The 16,742-nt window shown below is 42.8% G+C and carries 11 protein-coding genes, 2 tRNA genes and 2 rRNA genes; 4 read left to right on the forward strand and 11 right to left on the reverse strand.

What is annotated here, in order from left to right:
* Positions 1-19 precede the first annotated feature (19 nt).
* The 7 genes from AC0JIQ_RS13720 to AC0JIQ_RS13750 all read right to left on the reverse strand — a co-directional run bounded on the left by AC0JIQ_RS13720 (position 20) and on the right by AC0JIQ_RS13750 (position 8,302).
* Positions 20-2,910, reverse strand: a 23S ribosomal RNA gene (locus tag AC0JIQ_RS13720).
* A gap of 359 nt (positions 2,911-3,269) precedes the next feature.
* Positions 3,270-3,345, reverse strand: a tRNA-Ala gene (locus AC0JIQ_RS13725).
* A gap of 55 nt (positions 3,346-3,400) precedes the next feature.
* Positions 3,401-3,477, reverse strand: a tRNA-Ile gene (locus AC0JIQ_RS13730).
* A 59-nt stretch (positions 3,478-3,536) separates the two neighbouring features.
* A 16S ribosomal RNA gene (locus AC0JIQ_RS13735) occupies positions 3,537-5,073 on the reverse strand.
* The 16S and 23S rRNA genes sit together here with 2 tRNA genes alongside, the layout of an rRNA operon.
* Before the next feature lie 410 nt (positions 5,074-5,483).
* The gene (locus AC0JIQ_RS13740) at positions 5,484-6,545 is read right to left on the reverse strand and encodes a DUF6670 family protein (RefSeq protein ID WP_346511211.1); all 1,062 of its coding nucleotides are present in this window, start codon (positions 6,543-6,545) and stop codon (positions 5,484-5,486) included.
* A 16-nt stretch (positions 6,546-6,561) separates the two neighbouring features.
* The gene (pssA, locus tag AC0JIQ_RS13745) at positions 6,562-7,395 is read right to left on the reverse strand and encodes a CDP-diacylglycerol--serine O-phosphatidyltransferase (protein ID WP_005218223.1); all 834 of its coding nucleotides are present in this window, start codon (positions 7,393-7,395) and stop codon (positions 6,562-6,564) included.
* A gap of 49 nt (positions 7,396-7,444) precedes the next feature.
* Positions 7,445-8,302, reverse strand: a complete 858-nt coding sequence (locus tag AC0JIQ_RS13750; RefSeq protein WP_004658904.1) for a 23S rRNA (adenine(2030)-N(6))-methyltransferase RlmJ — start codon at positions 8,300-8,302, stop codon at positions 7,445-7,447.
* A 119-nt stretch (positions 8,303-8,421) separates the two neighbouring features.
* Between AC0JIQ_RS13750 and AC0JIQ_RS13755 the strand changes: the two genes are divergently transcribed.
* Together AC0JIQ_RS13755 and AC0JIQ_RS13760 are read left to right on the forward strand one after the other, a co-directional pair.
* On the forward strand, positions 8,422-9,033 hold the full coding sequence (locus AC0JIQ_RS13755; protein WP_346511213.1) for a 2OG-Fe(II) oxygenase: 612 nt from the start codon (positions 8,422-8,424) through the stop codon (positions 9,031-9,033).
* Between the two features lie 64 nt (positions 9,034-9,097).
* Positions 9,098-9,625 (forward strand): hypothetical protein, encoded by a 528-nt coding sequence (locus AC0JIQ_RS13760; RefSeq protein WP_046738040.1) that lies wholly within the window; start codon positions 9,098-9,100, stop codon positions 9,623-9,625.
* A gap of 25 nt (positions 9,626-9,650) precedes the next feature.
* Here the strand turns inward: AC0JIQ_RS13760 and AC0JIQ_RS13765 are convergent, their stop codons facing one another.
* From AC0JIQ_RS13765 to AC0JIQ_RS13780, 4 genes are all read right to left on the reverse strand, one after another.
* Entirely contained in the window at positions 9,651-9,893 is a 243-nt protein-coding gene (locus tag AC0JIQ_RS13765; protein WP_241283369.1) for a DUF2789 family protein, read from the reverse strand.
* Positions 9,894-10,051: 158 nt separating this feature from the next.
* The gene (locus tag AC0JIQ_RS13770; RefSeq protein ID WP_004658908.1) at positions 10,052-11,038 is read right to left on the reverse strand and encodes a malate dehydrogenase; all 987 of its coding nucleotides are present in this window, start codon (positions 11,036-11,038) and stop codon (positions 10,052-10,054) included.
* Positions 11,039-11,205: 167 nt separating this feature from the next.
* A complete protein-coding gene (locus AC0JIQ_RS13775; RefSeq protein ID WP_004658910.1) occupies positions 11,206-11,892 on the reverse strand; it encodes a ribonuclease T2 family protein in 687 nt (228 codons plus the stop codon).
* A 27-nt stretch (positions 11,893-11,919) separates the two neighbouring features.
* A complete protein-coding gene (locus tag AC0JIQ_RS13780) occupies positions 11,920-13,827 on the reverse strand; it encodes a lytic transglycosylase domain-containing protein (RefSeq protein ID WP_474203271.1) in 1,908 nt (635 codons plus the stop codon).
* Between the two features lie 299 nt (positions 13,828-14,126).
* On the opposite strand from AC0JIQ_RS13780, the gene miaB reads away from it, so the two are divergent.
* Entirely contained in the window at positions 14,127-15,578 is a 1,452-nt protein-coding gene (gene miaB, locus AC0JIQ_RS13785; RefSeq protein ID WP_474201970.1) for a tRNA (N6-isopentenyl adenosine(37)-C2)-methylthiotransferase MiaB, read from the forward strand.
* 39 nt (positions 15,579-15,617) lie between these two features.
* Positions 15,618-16,694: a PhoH family protein gene (locus tag AC0JIQ_RS13790; RefSeq protein WP_005218240.1), complete on the forward strand. Its 1,077-nt coding sequence runs from the start codon at positions 15,618-15,620 to the stop codon at positions 16,692-16,694.
* Positions 16,695-16,742 lie beyond the last annotated feature (48 nt).

Here is a 16,742-nt window from a genome sequence, read left to right on the forward strand (position 1 = left end):
ACAACTGTTTGGGTGTTGTATAGTCAAGCCTCACGAGCAATTAGTATTGGTCAGCTTCACACGTCACCGTGCTTCCACACCCAACCTATCAACGTCCTAGTCTCGAACGGCTCTTTAGAGGAATAAATTCCTAGGGAAATCTTATCTTGAGGTAGGCTTCCCGCTTAGATGCTTTCAGCGGTTATCCCTTCCGAACATAGCTACCCGGCGATGCGACTGGCGTCACAACCGGTACACCAGAGGTTCGTCCACTCTGGTCCTCTCGTACTAGGAGCAGATCCTCTCAAATTTCCAGCGCCCACGGTAGATAGGGACCGAACTGTCTCACGACGTTCTAAACCCAGCTCGCGTACCTCTTTAAATGGCGAACAGCCATACCCTTGGGACCTGCTTCAGCCCCAGGATGAGATGAGCCGACATCGAGGTGCCAAACACCGCCGTCGATATGAACTCTTGGGCGGTATCAGCCTGTTATCCCCAGAGTACCTTTTATCCGTTGAGCGATGGCCCTTCCATACAGAACCACCGGATCACTAAGACCTACTTTCGTACCTGCTCGACTTGTGGGTCTCGCAGTTAAGCGCGCTTTTGCCTTTATACTCTACGCGTGATTTCCGACCACGCTGAGCGCACCTTCGTACTCCTCCGTTACTCTTTAGGAGGAGACCGCCCCAGTCAAACTACCCACCAGACATGGTCCTCGCCCCGGATTACGGGGCAGAGTTAGAACCTCAACATTACCAGGGTGGTATTTCAAGGACGGCTCCATTGGAACTAGCGTTCCAACTTCAAAGCCTCCCACCTATCCTACACAAGTAAGGTCAAAGTTCAATGTCAAGCTGCAGTAAAGGTTCACGGGGTCTTTCCGTCTAGCCGCGGGTACACTGCATCTTCACAGCGATTTCGATTTCACTGAGCCTCTGCTGGAGACAGCGCCGCCATCATTATGCCATTCGTGCAGGTCGGAACTTACCCGACAAGGAATTTCGCTACCTTAGGACCGTTATAGTTACGGCCGCCGTTTACTGGGGCTTCGATCAAGAGCTTCGCTTACGCTAACCCCATCAATTAACCTTCCAGCACCGGGCAGGCATCACACCCTATACGTCCACTTTCGTGTTTGCAGAGTGCTATGTTTTTAATAAACAGTTGCAGCGGCCTGGTTTCTGTGGCTGCCAATAGCTCAGGGAGCAAGTCCCATCACCGTCAGCAGCGTACCTTCTCCCGAAGTTACGGTACCATTTTGCCTAGTTCCTTCAGCAGAGTTCTCTCAAGCGCTTTGGTCTACTCGACCTGACCACCTGTGTCGGTTTCGGGTACGATTCCTGTGTAACTGAAGCTTAGAGACTTTTCCTGGAAGCATGGTATCAGCCACTTCACTGTACAAGTACAGCTTGCTATCAGTTCTCAGCATAGAGTACCCCGGATTTGCCTAAGATACATGCCTACAACCTTCCACCTGGACAACCAACGCCAGGCTGACTTAACCTTCTCCGTCCTCTCATCGCATTACACAGAAGTATTGGAATATTAACCAATTTCCCATCGACTACGCCTCTCGGCCTCGCCTTAGGGGTCGACTCACCCAGCCCCGATTAACGTTGGACTGGAACCCTTGGTCTTTCAGCGAACGGGTTTTTCACCCGTTTTGTCGTTACTCACGTCAGCATTCGCACTTCTGATACCTCCAGCATACTTCTCAATACACCTTCATCGGCTTACAGAACGCTCCCCTACCACTTGACTAATGTCAAATCCGCAGCTTCGGCACATAGTTTTAGCCCCGTTACATCTTCCGCGCAGGCCGACTCGACTAGTGAGCTATTACGCTTTCTTTAAAGGGTGGCTGCTTCTAAGCCAACCTCCTAGCTGTCTATGCCTTCCCACATCGTTTCCCACTTAACTATGATTTTGGGGCCTTAGCTGGCGGTCTGGATTGTTTTCCTCTTGACTACGGACGTTAGCACCCGCAGTCTGTCTCCCGGATAGTACTCATTGGTATTCGGAGTTTGCATCGGTTTGGTAAGTCGGGATGACCCCCTAGCCGAAACAGTGCTCTACCCCCAATGGTATTCGTCCGAGGCGCTACCTAAATAGCTTTCGGGGAGAACCAGCTATCACCAGGCTTGATTAGCCTTTCACCCCTATCCACAAGTCATCCCCTGGCTTTTCAACGACAGTGGGTTCGGTCCTCCAGTTAGTGTTACCCAACCTTCAACCTGCTCATGGATAGATCGCCTGGTTTCGGGTCTATACCCAGCAACTAAACGCCCTATTAAGACTCGATTTCTCTACGGCTCCCCTATACGGTTAACCTCGCTACTGAATATAAGTCGCTGACCCATTATACAAAAGGTACGCAGTCACCGAACAAGTCGGCTCCCACTGCTTGTATGCATGCGGTTTCAGGATCTATTTCACTCCCCTCACAGGGGTTCTTTTCGCCTTTCCCTCACGGTACTGGTTCACTATCGGTCAGTCAGGAGTATTTAGCCTTGGAGGATGGTCCCCCCATATTCAGACAAGGTTTCACGTGCCTCGCCCTACTCGTCATCATTGTGTGTGCCCTTTCGTGTACGGGAATATCACCCTCTACGTTCGCACTTCCCAGAGCGTTCCACTAGAACACACACAACTTAATGGGCTGCTCCCCGTTCGCTCGCCGCTACTAAGGGAATCTCAATTGATTTCTTTTCCTAAGGGTACTGAGATGTTTCACTTCCCCTCGTTCGCTTCATAAGCCTATGTATTCAGCTTATGATACCCGCCTTATAGCGGGTGGGTTCCCCCATTCAGAAATCTCCGGATCAAAGGATATTTGCCGCCTCCCCGGAGCTTATCGCAGGCTATTACGTCTTTCATCGCCTCTGACTGCCAAGGCATCCACCACATGCACTTAATTACTTGACTATACAACCCCAAACAGTCGTTAACACATACAAGTGAGTGTTAGCGTTGCAAACTTAATTGCTACTATTCGTTGTCTGTGAACTTAATCACCATACAGCTTCAATCTAAATTCATATACCAAAACGCTTGATTCAGTGTTTTTGCTAGTTCTCATTTTGTTCTTTCGAACAAATGAGTGAACAATTTATTTCAGACTCAATTTTCTAATCTGTTAATGATTAACTACCACCTCGTCGGTGAGCAGTAAACTGTGATAAATCACAGAGATTAATAAACCAGTCAACTTGGACTGTATTCACTAAACTCTATAATCTTCTTAGCTTTGAATTAAGTTCGTTTTTACAAACTCTTTTAATTCATGGTGGAGACTAGGAGAGTCGAACTCCTGACCTCCTGCGTGCAAAGCAGGCGCTCTACCAACTAAGCTAAGTCCCCAGCTTATCACTTAATGAACGACATATCTTTCAATCTAAGCTACTACAATCAGATTTGGTGGGTCTGACAAGACTTGAACTTGTGACCCCACGCTTATCAAGCGTGTGCTCTAACCAACTGAGCTACAGACCCTCAGATACATCTTCGAAGAACAACTTGTTGTGGATTCTTACCAGTCACCAATCTTTCGTTAAGGAGGTGATCCAGCCGCAGGTTCCCCTACGGCTACCTTGTTACGACTTCACCCCAGTCATCGGCCACACCGTGGTAAGCGTCCTCCTTGCGGTTAGACTACCTACTTCTGGTGCAACAAACTCCCATGGTGTGACGGGCGGTGTGTACAAGGCCCGGGAACGTATTCACCGCGGCATTCTGATCCGCGATTACTAGCGATTCCGACTTCATGGAGTCGAGTTGCAGACTCCAATCCGGACTACGATCGGCTTTTTGAGATTAGCATCCTATCGCTAGGTAGCAACCCTTTGTACCGACCATTGTAGCACGTGTGTAGCCCTGGCCGTAAGGGCCATGATGACTTGACGTCGTCCCCGCCTTCCTCCAGTTTGTCACTGGCAGTATCCTTAAAGTTCCCATCCGAAATGCTGGCAAGTAAGGAAAAGGGTTGCGCTCGTTGCGGGACTTAACCCAACATCTCACGACACGAGCTGACGACAGCCATGCAGCACCTGTATCTAGATTCCCGAAGGCACCAATCCATCTCTGGAAAGTTTCTAGTATGTCAAGGCCAGGTAAGGTTCTTCGCGTTGCATCGAATTAAACCACATGCTCCACCGCTTGTGCGGGCCCCCGTCAATTCATTTGAGTTTTAGTCTTGCGACCGTACTCCCCAGGCGGTCTACTTATCGCGTTAGCTGCGCCACTAAAGCCTCAAAGGCCCCAACGGCTAGTAGACATCGTTTACGGCATGGACTACCAGGGTATCTAATCCTGTTTGCTCCCCATGCTTTCGTACCTCAGCGTCAGTATTAGGCCAGATGGCTGCCTTCGCCATCGGTATTCCTCCAGATCTCTACGCATTTCACCGCTACACCTGGAATTCTACCATCCTCTCCCATACTCTAGCTTCCCAGTATCGAATGCAATTCCCAAGTTAAGCTCGGGGATTTCACATCCGACTTAAAAAGCCGCCTACGCACGCTTTACGCCCAGTAAATCCGATTAACGCTCGCACCCTCTGTATTACCGCGGCTGCTGGCACAGAGTTAGCCGGTGCTTATTCTGCGAGTAACGTCCACTATCCAGTAGTATTAGTACTAGTAGCCTCCTCCTCGCTTAAAGTGCTTTACAACCAAAAGGCCTTCTTCACACACGCGGCATGGCTGGATCAGGCTTCCGCCCATTGTCCAATATTCCCCACTGCTGCCTCCCGTAGGAGTCTGGGCCGTGTCTCAGTCCCAGTGTGGCGGATCATCCTCTCAGACCCGCTACAGATCGTCGCCTTGGTAGGCCTTTACCCCACCAACTAGCTAATCCGACTTAGGCTCATCATTTAGCGCAAGGTCCGAAGATCCCCTGCTTTCTCCCGTAGGACGTATGCGGTATTAGCATTCCTTTCGGAATGTTGTCCCCCACTAAATGGCAGATTCCTAAGCATTACTCACCCGTCCGCCGCTAAGATAAGGTGCAAGCACCTCATCTCCGCTCGACTTGCATGTGTTAAGCCTGCCGCCAGCGTTCAATCTGAGCCATGATCAAACTCTTCAGTTTAAAATCATTAGTAGCTTATGGCTACAAATCTTGGCTCATCAATTTTCTGACTAAAAATTCGCTCAAATAAACTTCGAGAAATTTCTACCATTCAATCAATGAAATATTTTCGATCGATCAACCAGTAAAAATCCACACAAGTTGTTCTTCTATTCTCTTAATGATCTTCTTGATGATTCGTCATCATCAAGCTAGGTCGGCTATGTTACTCTAATTTATCTTAAAGTCAACAGGTAATTTAGATATTTTTAAAACCTATCAATCAATCCAAGAACCCAACCAATCTAGCCAAATCCTTGTTTCTCAACAAGTTTTTATCTGCATCACCGCCGATGGATGTGCATTCTACAGTATTTCAGGTCTCGTGCAAGGGCTTTATTCAAATTTATTTTACTTATCGCATCAACCGATTATTTTTTACACAAATAAGGCTGAAAATGTGCGATTTGGTCGATTATTTGCTCAGTTTTATTTTTTTCTTGCCAGTGTAGAGGTCTGCAATCGATATATTCACAGTATCCAGTGCCCTCATAACTTTCATTGTTCCAGCAGAGTTGATAGTGAAAGCTGCCCACATAACCTGCTGCCAAACCAAATTTATAATCACCTCGACTTTGTGCTGTTAGTTGAAAGACAACCATATCCTTTTCTGAATATTGCCAAATGAAGTCCCTAGGTAAATACATATCACGACCATTGGGTGTTTGAACTTTTGGATAAACACGGCTGACATCAAAAATGACTTGATCATCATAAAGTCGAGATTGCTGTTCATTCGACTGAATTTCAATCCGAGAAAAAATAATGCTATTCCACTGGTTTCTGAGTTCGGACAAAATAATTTGCAAATCTGCATTAACCTGAATGATTTGATAGGTAAAAAAGTGGAAGGCTATAAAAGGTAAATAAATGGCTCTAGCATGTTTTAAAATACCTTGCGCTTCAATTCGATACTTTTGTTTTTTATAGGTGATTTCCCCTTCACATTGGCAACGCACATACCAATAATCACCAATCCCCCATTGCAAAGCTGAATGATTTTCTATTTCAGTCCCAATATTCACTTTGAGTTGGCAACTGAGCTCCTCATCATCACGCTTAAAATAATAATTTGGGAAATCAACTTGGATTTGATCTACATCTAAAAATTGATAACGGTCTTGCTCTAATTGACACTGCTCTTTGGCACTATAACTTTTGAGATGTCCAACAGTCGATGCGCTACTACTGACCAAAACGGTCGCAGTATCAATTGCCGTCGTAGTAATAGCACTGGCGTTATAACAAATCGGAATGCGAGGTTGACCGATTAGACTAATAAAATTTAAGTAATGAAAGGGTTCAGGTAAATTCGGCAGAATTAAAGCTTGATAAACAATTTTAAATAAGCCTTTTGGCGGATAAAATGTTAAAGCTTCTGACTTATTGAGGTTCAGCCGCTTTAATTGATTGTTATTCATCAATATTGGCATACTGAACCTCTCTTTTCTAAGTTATTATTTTTGCTTCATTCTTTTTTGCAAATAAAGTCGTTACAAAGCCTGAAAGTACATAAAGAATGCATACAATCAAGATCCCTACTGGAATGTTGTACGTGATTGCGGCAAAAATCAAGACCACAGGCAGCATCACAACAAAAGGCACACGTTTACGATCCATTTGTTTAAATGAATAGTATTTGATATTTGAAATCATAAGCAAACCAACTCCAACCATTACAACGGAGTTGATTACTTGAATTACAATATCTTTTAAATCAAAAACAAATGGGAAATCACGACCGACCCACACCACTGAAATCACAGTAACAGCAGCTAATGGGCTCGCAATTCCAATAAAGTAACGCTTATCCACCACACCAATTTGCACATTAAAACGTGCTAAACGAAATGCAGCACATGCAGTATAAATAAAACAGCAGGCTAGACCTATACGTCCAAGGTCATGCAAACTCCAGCTATACATCAAAATTGCTGGTGCAACACCAAAAGCTAATAAGTCAGAAAGTGAATCATACTGCTCACCAAATGCACTTTGTGCACCGATTGCGCGTGCAACTCGACCATCTAATCCATCAAGTAATGCAGCTAAAAAGATTGCGTAAATCGCCTGATTAAAGTTGCCGTTCATACTCGCAATAATGGAGTAAAAACCAGAAAGCAACGCTGCTGTAGTAATAAGATTAGGCCATAAATAAATACCACGGCGTTTTACTTTTTGCCCTTCATGCGTTTGTTCTTCTTCTTCTACTTCAAAGGTGATGCCATCAAAAGAATGATCTTCTTTATTTAAATCAGCATCAGGTTTAAGAGAATTTGTCATTATTTTCAATTCCTCGAGAATATTTTGACTTCTTTAGTGGCGAGATGGGTTATTCACCCACCAACCAACGCACAGCGGCATGACCACCATTTTCACTCATACGTAAATGCGGGAATAGCCATTGTAAGGCTTGGTCTGCATCTTCAGAGAATTTCCAAGGTGGGTTAATTACAAGTAAACCACAACCATTCAAGCCAACTGGCGTGTCATCAGGCCAAACACAAATTTCACAAATTAATTGGCGACGAATTCCTGTTTTGAACATTTTCTTTTCAAAACGTTCAATCATGGCGCGATCTTTGATTGGATACCACACTGCAAATACACCCGTTGGCCATTTTTTATGTGCGGCTTGGAGTATTTCAACCAATTGTGGAAAATCTTTACGCTCGATTTCGTATGGTGGGTCAATCATGACCAATCCACGTTTTTCTTTAGGCGGAATAACACCCATCAGGCCTTCATAAAAATCACGCTCATGCAAGCCCGCACGTTTATCGCGAATATTAAAATACAATTGTTGAAACACATCACGCTGCATTTCAAATATAGTTGCTTTATCAATATCACGCATGCCTTCAAGCGCAAACCAAGGTGAACCTGGATAAGCGCCTTTACCTGAACCTGCACGCATATCTTCAACAATTTTAAGATATTGTTTTATGCCTTCAGGTGCATTACGTTTAATCGAATCATCAAGCTTGACCAAACGATGGATACCCGTTAAAAACTCACCTGATTTTTGTGCTTCAGACGTAGATAAATCATATTTACCTGCACCACCATGGGTATCGATATATCGATAAGGTTTATCTTTAGCATTTAAACGAGCGAGCAGTTGAAGCAAAAGTACATGCTTCATAACATCGGCAAAGTTACCCGCATGGAAATGGTGACGGTAATTCATGTTGACAATTATTCCTCAATTCAAAGGATAGTTTAACATGAAAGAAAAAAGTATTCTTTAGCGTTGATGTGATCATCTAAAATTGCACTGTAATCAACTTATTAATGAACTGGAGTTCTATGCAACAAACCTCTTTCACAAGTTCATGGAACTTAAATCAAATTTTAGATGATTTAAATGAATTTGGTTTTGCTCTAATTGATGATGTCTACTCGGCTGAATATGTGGAATCGCTAGTACAAGAATGTAGCACCCATCTTGCTGAATTCAGAGCAGCAGGAGTACAAAACGGCGTTGTCAGTCATATCCGTAGTGACCATATTCTATGGATTGATGGCCAATTACCGGTTGCCCAACAGCATATCCAAGCTTTAGAAGAGTTCTCACAAGCGTTAAATCAGGAGTTTTATCTTGGGATTAAAGAAGTAGAAGCACATTTTGCCTGCTATAACGCGGGTGAATTTTATGCTTTACATCGTGATAATCCTCAACAAAAAAATGACCGAATGATTTCAACCGTTTTTTATCTACATAAAGATTGGCAGGAAGATTGGGGCGGTCAATTACGCTTGCAGGATAAAAATGGTCAATGGCATATTATCCAACCCTCGCCTAATCGTCTGGCGATTTTCCAGAGCGATTTATTACATGAGGTTCTACGCTCAAAACACCAGCGCTTGTCGATTACTGCATGGTTACGCAGTGGAGGCTCAATCTGGAATCAGAGCTAAGCCCTTTAAATTCCTGAAAACAGCCTTATATACCTAGGCATAACTGATGATTCTGGATCAATACATGTCGAATGAGACGAAACAAGTCATTGCACGAATTGGTGAAACTGACCAACTCTTTTTAGAGAACAATAGTCCTGAACTTGCTTTAGAGCGTGCTGATCTGCGTTTACAGCTAGTCGTACTCAGCCATGTACGTCAAGAACAATTACACTTCTTACAGGAAGCAATCGTACTGCTTGAACAAGCACGTATTGAATATGATGAAATGCCATTAAGTTTGTATTTGAATTTGTCTTTATGTTTAGCTAAAGCATATATGATTTACTTTGAGCTAACCAAAGAGCAGCGTTTTGCTTTAATTACACAGCAAATTCTTAAACCTTTGGCATATACAGAACACTTAGAGATTTATTTCTTCTTGGCTTATGCGTCAGCTGCGAAGCAAGAACCAGCATTAACACGGCATTGGCTAACGAAATACGTATCTTGCTTAGAACATGATTTAGAGTTATTGCAGCTTCATCCTGCTTTTGGTGAAGTCCGTAAAGAAGAATGGTTTAGTACCCTATTACGGAATAAAGCTCACTGATGTGAGCTTTATTTTTACTGAATCATTACTTGGTACTGTCTACATGCAACTGTTGATTCAGTTCATCAATCACAATGGCCCATTCATCATCTTTGTCCCAATGACTTTTTAGAAAATCTCGCTGACCTGCGCTCCAGAACTCAGCTTCATGCAATTTCTGGTCAGCACTGAGCTGATGCGTTTTCACAAAACTTTCAATTGCAGCATCATCTGCCCCAAGCCCCAATTGTTCAAATAAAAGCTCCAATGTCGGTTGCTGTTCAAACATTATTATTCTCCCAAACAAGTTACTTAATAGAAATAATTTAACAGTAATACTGCTAACATACAGAAAGATGTCTATATTTTCTTGTTGTTTTTTGTGTGAACTTAGCATAAAAAAAGCACCTTATGAAAGGTGCTTTTTCAATCTATCAAACTGATAAATTAGTTCAACATGTCTGCAATTGCAGCACGTTCTTCTTCAAGTTCATTTAACGTGAAGTTGATACGCTCACGGCTGAACTCGTCGATTTCTAAACCTTGAACGATTTTGTATTCACCGTTTTCAGTTGTTACAGGGAAACCAAACATAACGCCTTCTGGAATACCATAAGAACCGTCAGAAGGAATACCCATAGTTACCCATTGACCATTTGTACCTAATGCCCAATCACGCATATGATCGATTGCAGCATTCGCAGCTGAAGCAGCTGAAGACAAACCACGCGCTTCGATGATCGCAGCACCACGTTTACCAACTGTAGGAAGGAATACATCTTTGTTCCAAGCCGCATCGTTGATTTTGTCTTTTAAGCCTACACCATTTGCAGTTGCAAAACGGTAATCAGCATACATTGTTGGAGAGTGGTTACCCCAAACAGTCATGTTTTCGATATCAGAAACTGCAACACCAGCTTTTTGAGCAAGTTGAGTTAACGCACGGTTGTGGTCAAGACGTAACATTGCTGTAAAGTTTTTCGCTGGAAGATCTGGAGCAGATTTCATTGCGATGTATGCATTGGTATTAGCAGGGTTACCTACAACCAATACTTTAACGTCACGGCTAGCAACTTCGTTAAGTGCTTGACCTTGACCAATAAAGATTTCGCCATTTACTTTTAATAAGTCAGCACGTTCCATACCTGGACCACGTGGACGTGAACCAACTAATAAAGCATAGTCAGCATCTTTAAATGCAACTTTAGGATCATCAGTCCCGATCATGCCTGCCAATAAAGGGAAAGCACAGTCATCAAGTTCCATCATTACGCCTTTAAGCGCTTGTTGAGCTTTCTCAAAAGGAACTTCAAGCAATTGTAAAATTACAGGTTGATCTTTACCTAACATTTCACCGCTTGCGATACGGAATAATAAGCTATAACCAATTTGACCTGCAGCGCCTGTAACGGCAACACGAACGGGTTGCTTCATGTGATATTCTCCAATGAGATGCGTTTGCACAATTGAACGCTAAAGTGGTTCAATCGAATTATCATAAACGGCAAATATTGTACTCTAAAGCAAACACAGATGCATTTAAAAGAGAATGGATTTCAACAAAAGTCTGATAGAAAATACAAATTAAGTGAAGAAAAAGCTTAATAACTGCCTTTAATTGTAAATTCATTTGGACATCCCGTCACAATATGACTTGCGCATTGTTTGTATTGCCCATTTTTTTGATAACACACCCGAATCTCAGTCAAAATGGAATCAAATTTTGAAGACTGGCAGGTAAAGCGAATTCCTGTAGGAGGTAATGACGGGTTTAATTTCATAAATTGTTGTCGAAGGTTTTCTTTTTGCACTTCAATGGTATTCGGACTCGTCAAATCAGCAGGTACTTTTAAGCGCTCAGCAAAATTAATAATCGTTCTAAAATATTGACTGGCATTCATCGACATACACCCTCCAACATCTTGCCAGAGTTGCACACGTGCATTTTCATCGGGCATTACACGCGCCACAACTTTAGCTTGTAAGGGAGATAATTTCGCAGAAGTTTTAGTGGAACAATCCCGATTTAAAGGAACTTCTGGCAATAAGCTTGCGATAGTAAGAGAATAACCTTCTAAACATTTACGCTGTTTTTGTCTTGATGAATCAAAGGAACAAGCTGCGGGAGTCATTTGAACATGCATCACATAACCCGAAATATCAGGGTTCTCTGCAGCATGTAACGGCGCAGCAAGTGACATGACCAAGTAACAGATCAAGATCTGCAGTGATCGAACTAACCGTCCCTTGAATAAATTCATAAATTTCATCAAATATAAAAACTTCATTGTTTCAAATTAAATGTCTTTGTTTCTTTAAGGTTCATTGCGCACAGGTATTGTTCCCATCCTTTTTTCTAAGGATTGCGCGCCTAACCCTAACACAACACCATAATGCGTCGCATTGGTCATCACATGTTTGACGTAGTCACGTGTTTCCAACAATGGAATAGTTTCTGTGTATTGATCAGCCGCCATGGTTTGAAAATCTGGCTGCCATCGTTTTGCACGATTTGGACCAGCATTGTAACCTGCTGTTGCTAATACAGCATTGCCACTCAGCTGGCTTTGAATCATTGACAGATAGTATGTCCCATAACGAATATTGGTATTCATTTCACTTAGAGCCGCTGGGTTATAAGTTTCACCCATTTGGCGTGCAACTAACTTTGCAGTATTCGGCATAATTTGCATTAAACCACCTGCGCCCACATGTGAACGTGCTGATGTAACAAACCGACTTTCTTGGCGCATTAAACCATATGCCCAAGCTGGATCAATACCAGCATTGTAACTGTGACTCGTGACATTACTACGGTGTGGTGTTGTATAACGATAAGTATCATTATGGCGCGAGGTCGTACGGTCTGCGGCATAGATTGCTCGGTCATACCAACCAATATCATGCGCTTGCTTAGCGGCAGCCAAAAGTAAACCATCATCATGCTGCAAATACGCTTGGCGGACTGCCCAATTCCATTCACGATTAATATAATTTGCTGGTGCATCAATATTTTTTAACGCAAATGCACGTTTAAAGTGGATATTTTGGTTTAAACGTTGAATATCTTGTGAACTTGGTTGCTCGTTATAAGGCTGATGATTATAACGTTCACCTAAACGATCTTTGGCTAGCAAGTTATGATAATCATCTCCACTTTGTGCCAGTTTACGGTAAATCTGTTGAGCAGCTTGCTTTGAAGTAGCATCTGAGCGCTGCTCAGATGCTCGAGCAAGCCAGTACTGCCAACGATCTTCTTGTTTCTGCGTGATTGACATCGCATCAATTGCACGAATCAAACTTTCCCATGCGCCAAATCGAATCGCTTGACGTGCATAAATTTCTGCTTCTTCTGGGCTAAATGGATAACCATAACTTTGATCATAGGCATTTAACACTTCACGGTTAAAGCCATTCTTCATGACCGTCGTCCCCCCCACATAACCTACCGTACGATATAAATATTTTTGTACAGGTTGAGGAGTATCTTGTGCAACACGCTGAATATTTCCTAAAGCATTGGTGAAATCACTGTCTGCGACACGTCCCAATGCAAAAATTAAATATGCATAATCAGCATCGCTGGCTTTAGGAGCATTCCATAAATATGCTAATGGATTGGCTTGGATCTGATTCAACTGAGCCAAGGACAAATCCAGACCTATAGTTTGGGCGGTCGCAATCGCTAAACCAGATTGACCTGCTCGCAGTTGTCCCCAAAGTCGTTGTTGACGATCTTGAACAGTCATCAGAGGACTAGATAACATCAGTCGCCCTAAACCATTACACGATTCAGGCTGTGTACTTGTTGTTAACCAAATATCTTTATATTCAGCAAAAACCAGACTATCACCCGTTTTGGCACGGACTTGTGCAACCGCACAACTCTCTTCTTGGTCAGGATTAGTGACATAGCTGAGTACAGGTTTTGCTTCATTAAAACTGGCTTGTCTTACTTTTTCTTCGACATAATCTGCTGCTAATTTTTCAGCCATCGCTGATTGCGGATAACGTTGCGCAAAAGCGATAATTGAAGAAGCAGGTTGTAGCCCTAGGTTGGTATTCAATTTCCAATACTCAGGGTAATAACCTAATACATCATTTTGCATTTCATATTGATATTGATCGAGCAATGCAATATTGCCAGAACTTGCAGCACGTAGAGCATCATTAAATTGTTCGTCTAGAGCATATACAGATGAGCAGATCACCACGCCTCCCATAGCAACAAGTCGACGGAAGCTTTTCTTATTATTCACTTTATTGCTAACCATTGTTATAAATTGGGGATGTTTATTCATCTTCATCAATACGTTTGCTCAATTTTGCCCGCCATTATAGTGTAATAAGTCTAAGTTCCAACTATTGTTGTGTTATGTAACTTACTGATTCATATTCATTAAAATTCATCCAATTTTATTCATAAACTGTCCATTTTTGTCAGTTTTTTATTCTCTGCGTTCTTGCAAAAATACTGCTATAATCCGCGGTTTGTTTAAATCCACCTTGTTTAGGAGCCTGCATGACGGTTCAAACATTCATTCCAAGTGCTGTAAAAGCTGCTTCAGAAAACACTGTTATCCAGCCAACGCACACCACTGATGTTTCAATTAAAAAGCTATATATTGAAACGCAAGGGTGTCAGATGAATGAGTATGACAGTCATCGTATGGCAGATTTATTGGGTGATTCACATGGTTATGTACTCACCGACAATCCAAATGATGCAGACATTCTGCTCATGAACACCTGCTCAATTCGCGAAAAAGCACAAGAGAAAGTGTTCAGTGGCTTAGGTCGTTGGCGTAAACTCAAAGAACAGAATCCTGATCTGGTGATTGGTGTCGGTGGCTGCGTTGCCTCTCAAGAAGGTGACAACATTCAAAAACGCGCGCCATACGTCGATATGGTATTTGGTCCACAAACTTTGCATCGTTTGCCACAAATGTTGGATCAACATCAAGCTCAAGTTGAAAAGCCAAAGAAAGAAAAAATCAAGCTGGTTGATATTTCTTTCCCTGATATTGAAAAGTTCGACTTTTTGCCTGAGCCACGTGTGGAAGGCTTTAAAGCATTCGTTTCAATCATGGAAGGTTGTTCTAAATACTGTTCATTCTGTGTCGTACCTTATACTCGTGGTGAAGAGGTTTCTCGTCCACTCGATGATGTATTGGCTGAAATTGCGGGCTTAGCTGAAAAAGGCGTGCGTGAGATTAGCTTGCTCGGTCAAAACGTGAACGGCTATCGTGGTGAAACGTTTGAAGGTGAAATTTGCACTTTCCCTGAACTGCTGCGTTTAGTTGCAGAAATTCCGGGTATTGGACGTTTACGCTATACGACTTCTCATCCGCTTGAATTTTCTGATGATTTAATTCAATGCTATCGTGATTTACCACAAATGGTTTCACATTTACATCTACCAGTACAAAGTGGTTCAAACGATGTACTGCAAGCCATGAAGCGTAACCACACTATTGATGTCTACATCGATAAAATTGCCAAATTACGTAAAGTCCGCCCAGATATGCATTTATCTAGCGACTTCATTATTGGTTTCCCTGGTGAAACAGATGAACACTTTGCGGAAACATTACAGTTTATTAAAGATTTAGATTTTGATCATTCATATAGTTTTGTTTACTCAAAACGTCCGGGAACACCTGCATCTGACTTACCAGACAGCACCCCTGATCAAGTGAAAAAAGATCGCCTTGCACAAGTACAAGAAGTGATCAAGCAATCCAGTATTGATAAAACTGATGCCATGCTCGGTAAAGTTGAACGTGTCTTGATTGAAAAAGTATCTGATAAAGATCCAAATGTATTGGTGGGCACAGCAGACAATACTCGGTTGGTTACATTTATCGGTGATGCGACATGGGTTGGACGTTTCGCAGAGATTGAGATCACTGAAATTAAAACTTTAAATTTAGTTTATGGTGAACTCTTGAATCTTGAACCTGACGTGGCGTAATGTAAGGGTATTCTTACAAGTCAACAAAAAGGGTTTCTCTTGACTGCAGCGATTCGACGTACAGTAACGTTCCCTGAAATTTCCATGGAACGTTTGAAAAGCATGCTCGGTGCGTATAACGGGCATTTAAAACAAATCGAACAACGTTTAGATGTCAAAATTACTCACCGAGGCGATGCCTTTTATCTAGACGGTGATATAGAAACAGTTGAAAGAGCCGAAGCACTATTGCAACGGCTTTATCAAGAATCAGAAATTTCCTCACAAATCAGTGCCGATGTTTTACATTTGATGATCCAAGGTTCACAGACAGATCGTGATTTCATGGATGATTCGGAACAAGAACATACAGGCTTAGATAGCGTTTGGTTACAGACCCGCAAAGGGCGAATCAATCCTCGTGGTGCCAATCAAAAGCGTTATGTACAACGTATTTTACAAAGTGATATTTCCTTCGGTATTGGCCCAGCAGGGACAGGTAAAACCTATCTGGCTGTTGCTGCTGCAGTGGATATGTTAGAACGCAATGAAATCCAACGAATCTTACTGGTTCGTCCTGCGGTTGAAGCTGGTGAGAAACTCGGTTTTCTACCGGGTGATTTGACTCAAAAAATCGATCCCTACTTACGTCCACTTTACGATGCTCTCTATGAAATGCTGGGCTTTGAAAAAGTGGCCAAACTGATTGAACGCCAAGTGATTGAGGTTGCTCCGCTTGCCTACATGCGCGGACGTACGCTGAACCACTCATTCGTCATTTTAGATGAAGCACAAAATACCACACCAGAACAGATGAAAATGTTCCTTACCCGTTTAGGGTTTGGTTCGCGTGCTGTGATTACAGGTGACGTGACACAGGTTGACTTACCTCGTGGGCAACAATCGGGCTTAGCACAAGCATTACGTGTACTGGAAAATGTACATGAAATTCATATCACTCGTTTCCATTCCCGTGATGTGGTGCGACATCAATTGGTACAAAAAATTGTTGAGGCCTACGAAGGTTGGGACAGTGAACAGCAACGCCTGTCTGCTGAAGCTCGTGCTGAACGCAAAGCCAAACAAGAAGCATTGATTGCAGAAAATGATTCTGCGGCAGATGCGCAACACATTTAAAAATCCCCCTCACTCCCCCTTTTATTGCAATACTTTAATCGCATATCA

The organism is Acinetobacter sp. FB, from assembly GCF_056033405.1.

Excerpts from the sequence above, each read along its gene's own strand:
- AC0JIQ_RS13740 (WP_346511211.1), bottom strand. The coding sequence starts at position 6,545 with ATGCCAATATTGATGAATAACAATCAATTAAAGCGGCTGAACCTCAAT.
- pssA (WP_005218223.1), bottom strand. The coding sequence starts at position 7,395 with ATGACAAATTCTCTTAAACCTGATGCTGATTTAAATAAAGAAGATCAT.
- AC0JIQ_RS13750 (WP_004658904.1), bottom strand. The coding sequence starts at position 8,302 with ATGAATTACCGTCACCATTTCCATGCGGGTAACTTTGCCGATGTTATG.
- AC0JIQ_RS13755 (WP_346511213.1), top strand. The coding sequence starts at position 8,422 with ATGCAACAAACCTCTTTCACAAGTTCATGGAACTTAAATCAAATTTTA.
- AC0JIQ_RS13760 (WP_046738040.1), top strand. The coding sequence starts at position 9,098 with ATGTCGAATGAGACGAAACAAGTCATTGCACGAATTGGTGAAACTGAC.
- AC0JIQ_RS13765 (WP_241283369.1), bottom strand. The coding sequence starts at position 9,893 with ATGTTTGAACAGCAACCGACATTGGAGCTTTTATTTGAACAATTGGGG.
- AC0JIQ_RS13770 (WP_004658908.1), bottom strand. The coding sequence starts at position 11,038 with ATGAAGCAACCCGTTCGTGTTGCCGTTACAGGCGCTGCAGGTCAAATT.
- AC0JIQ_RS13775 (WP_004658910.1), bottom strand. The coding sequence starts at position 11,892 with ATGAAGTTTTTATATTTGATGAAATTTATGAATTTATTCAAGGGACGG.
- AC0JIQ_RS13780 (WP_474203271.1), bottom strand. The coding sequence starts at position 13,827 with ATGGGAGGCGTGGTGATCTGCTCATCTGTATATGCTCTAGACGAACAA.
- miaB (WP_474201970.1), top strand. The coding sequence starts at position 14,127 with ATGACGGTTCAAACATTCATTCCAAGTGCTGTAAAAGCTGCTTCAGAA.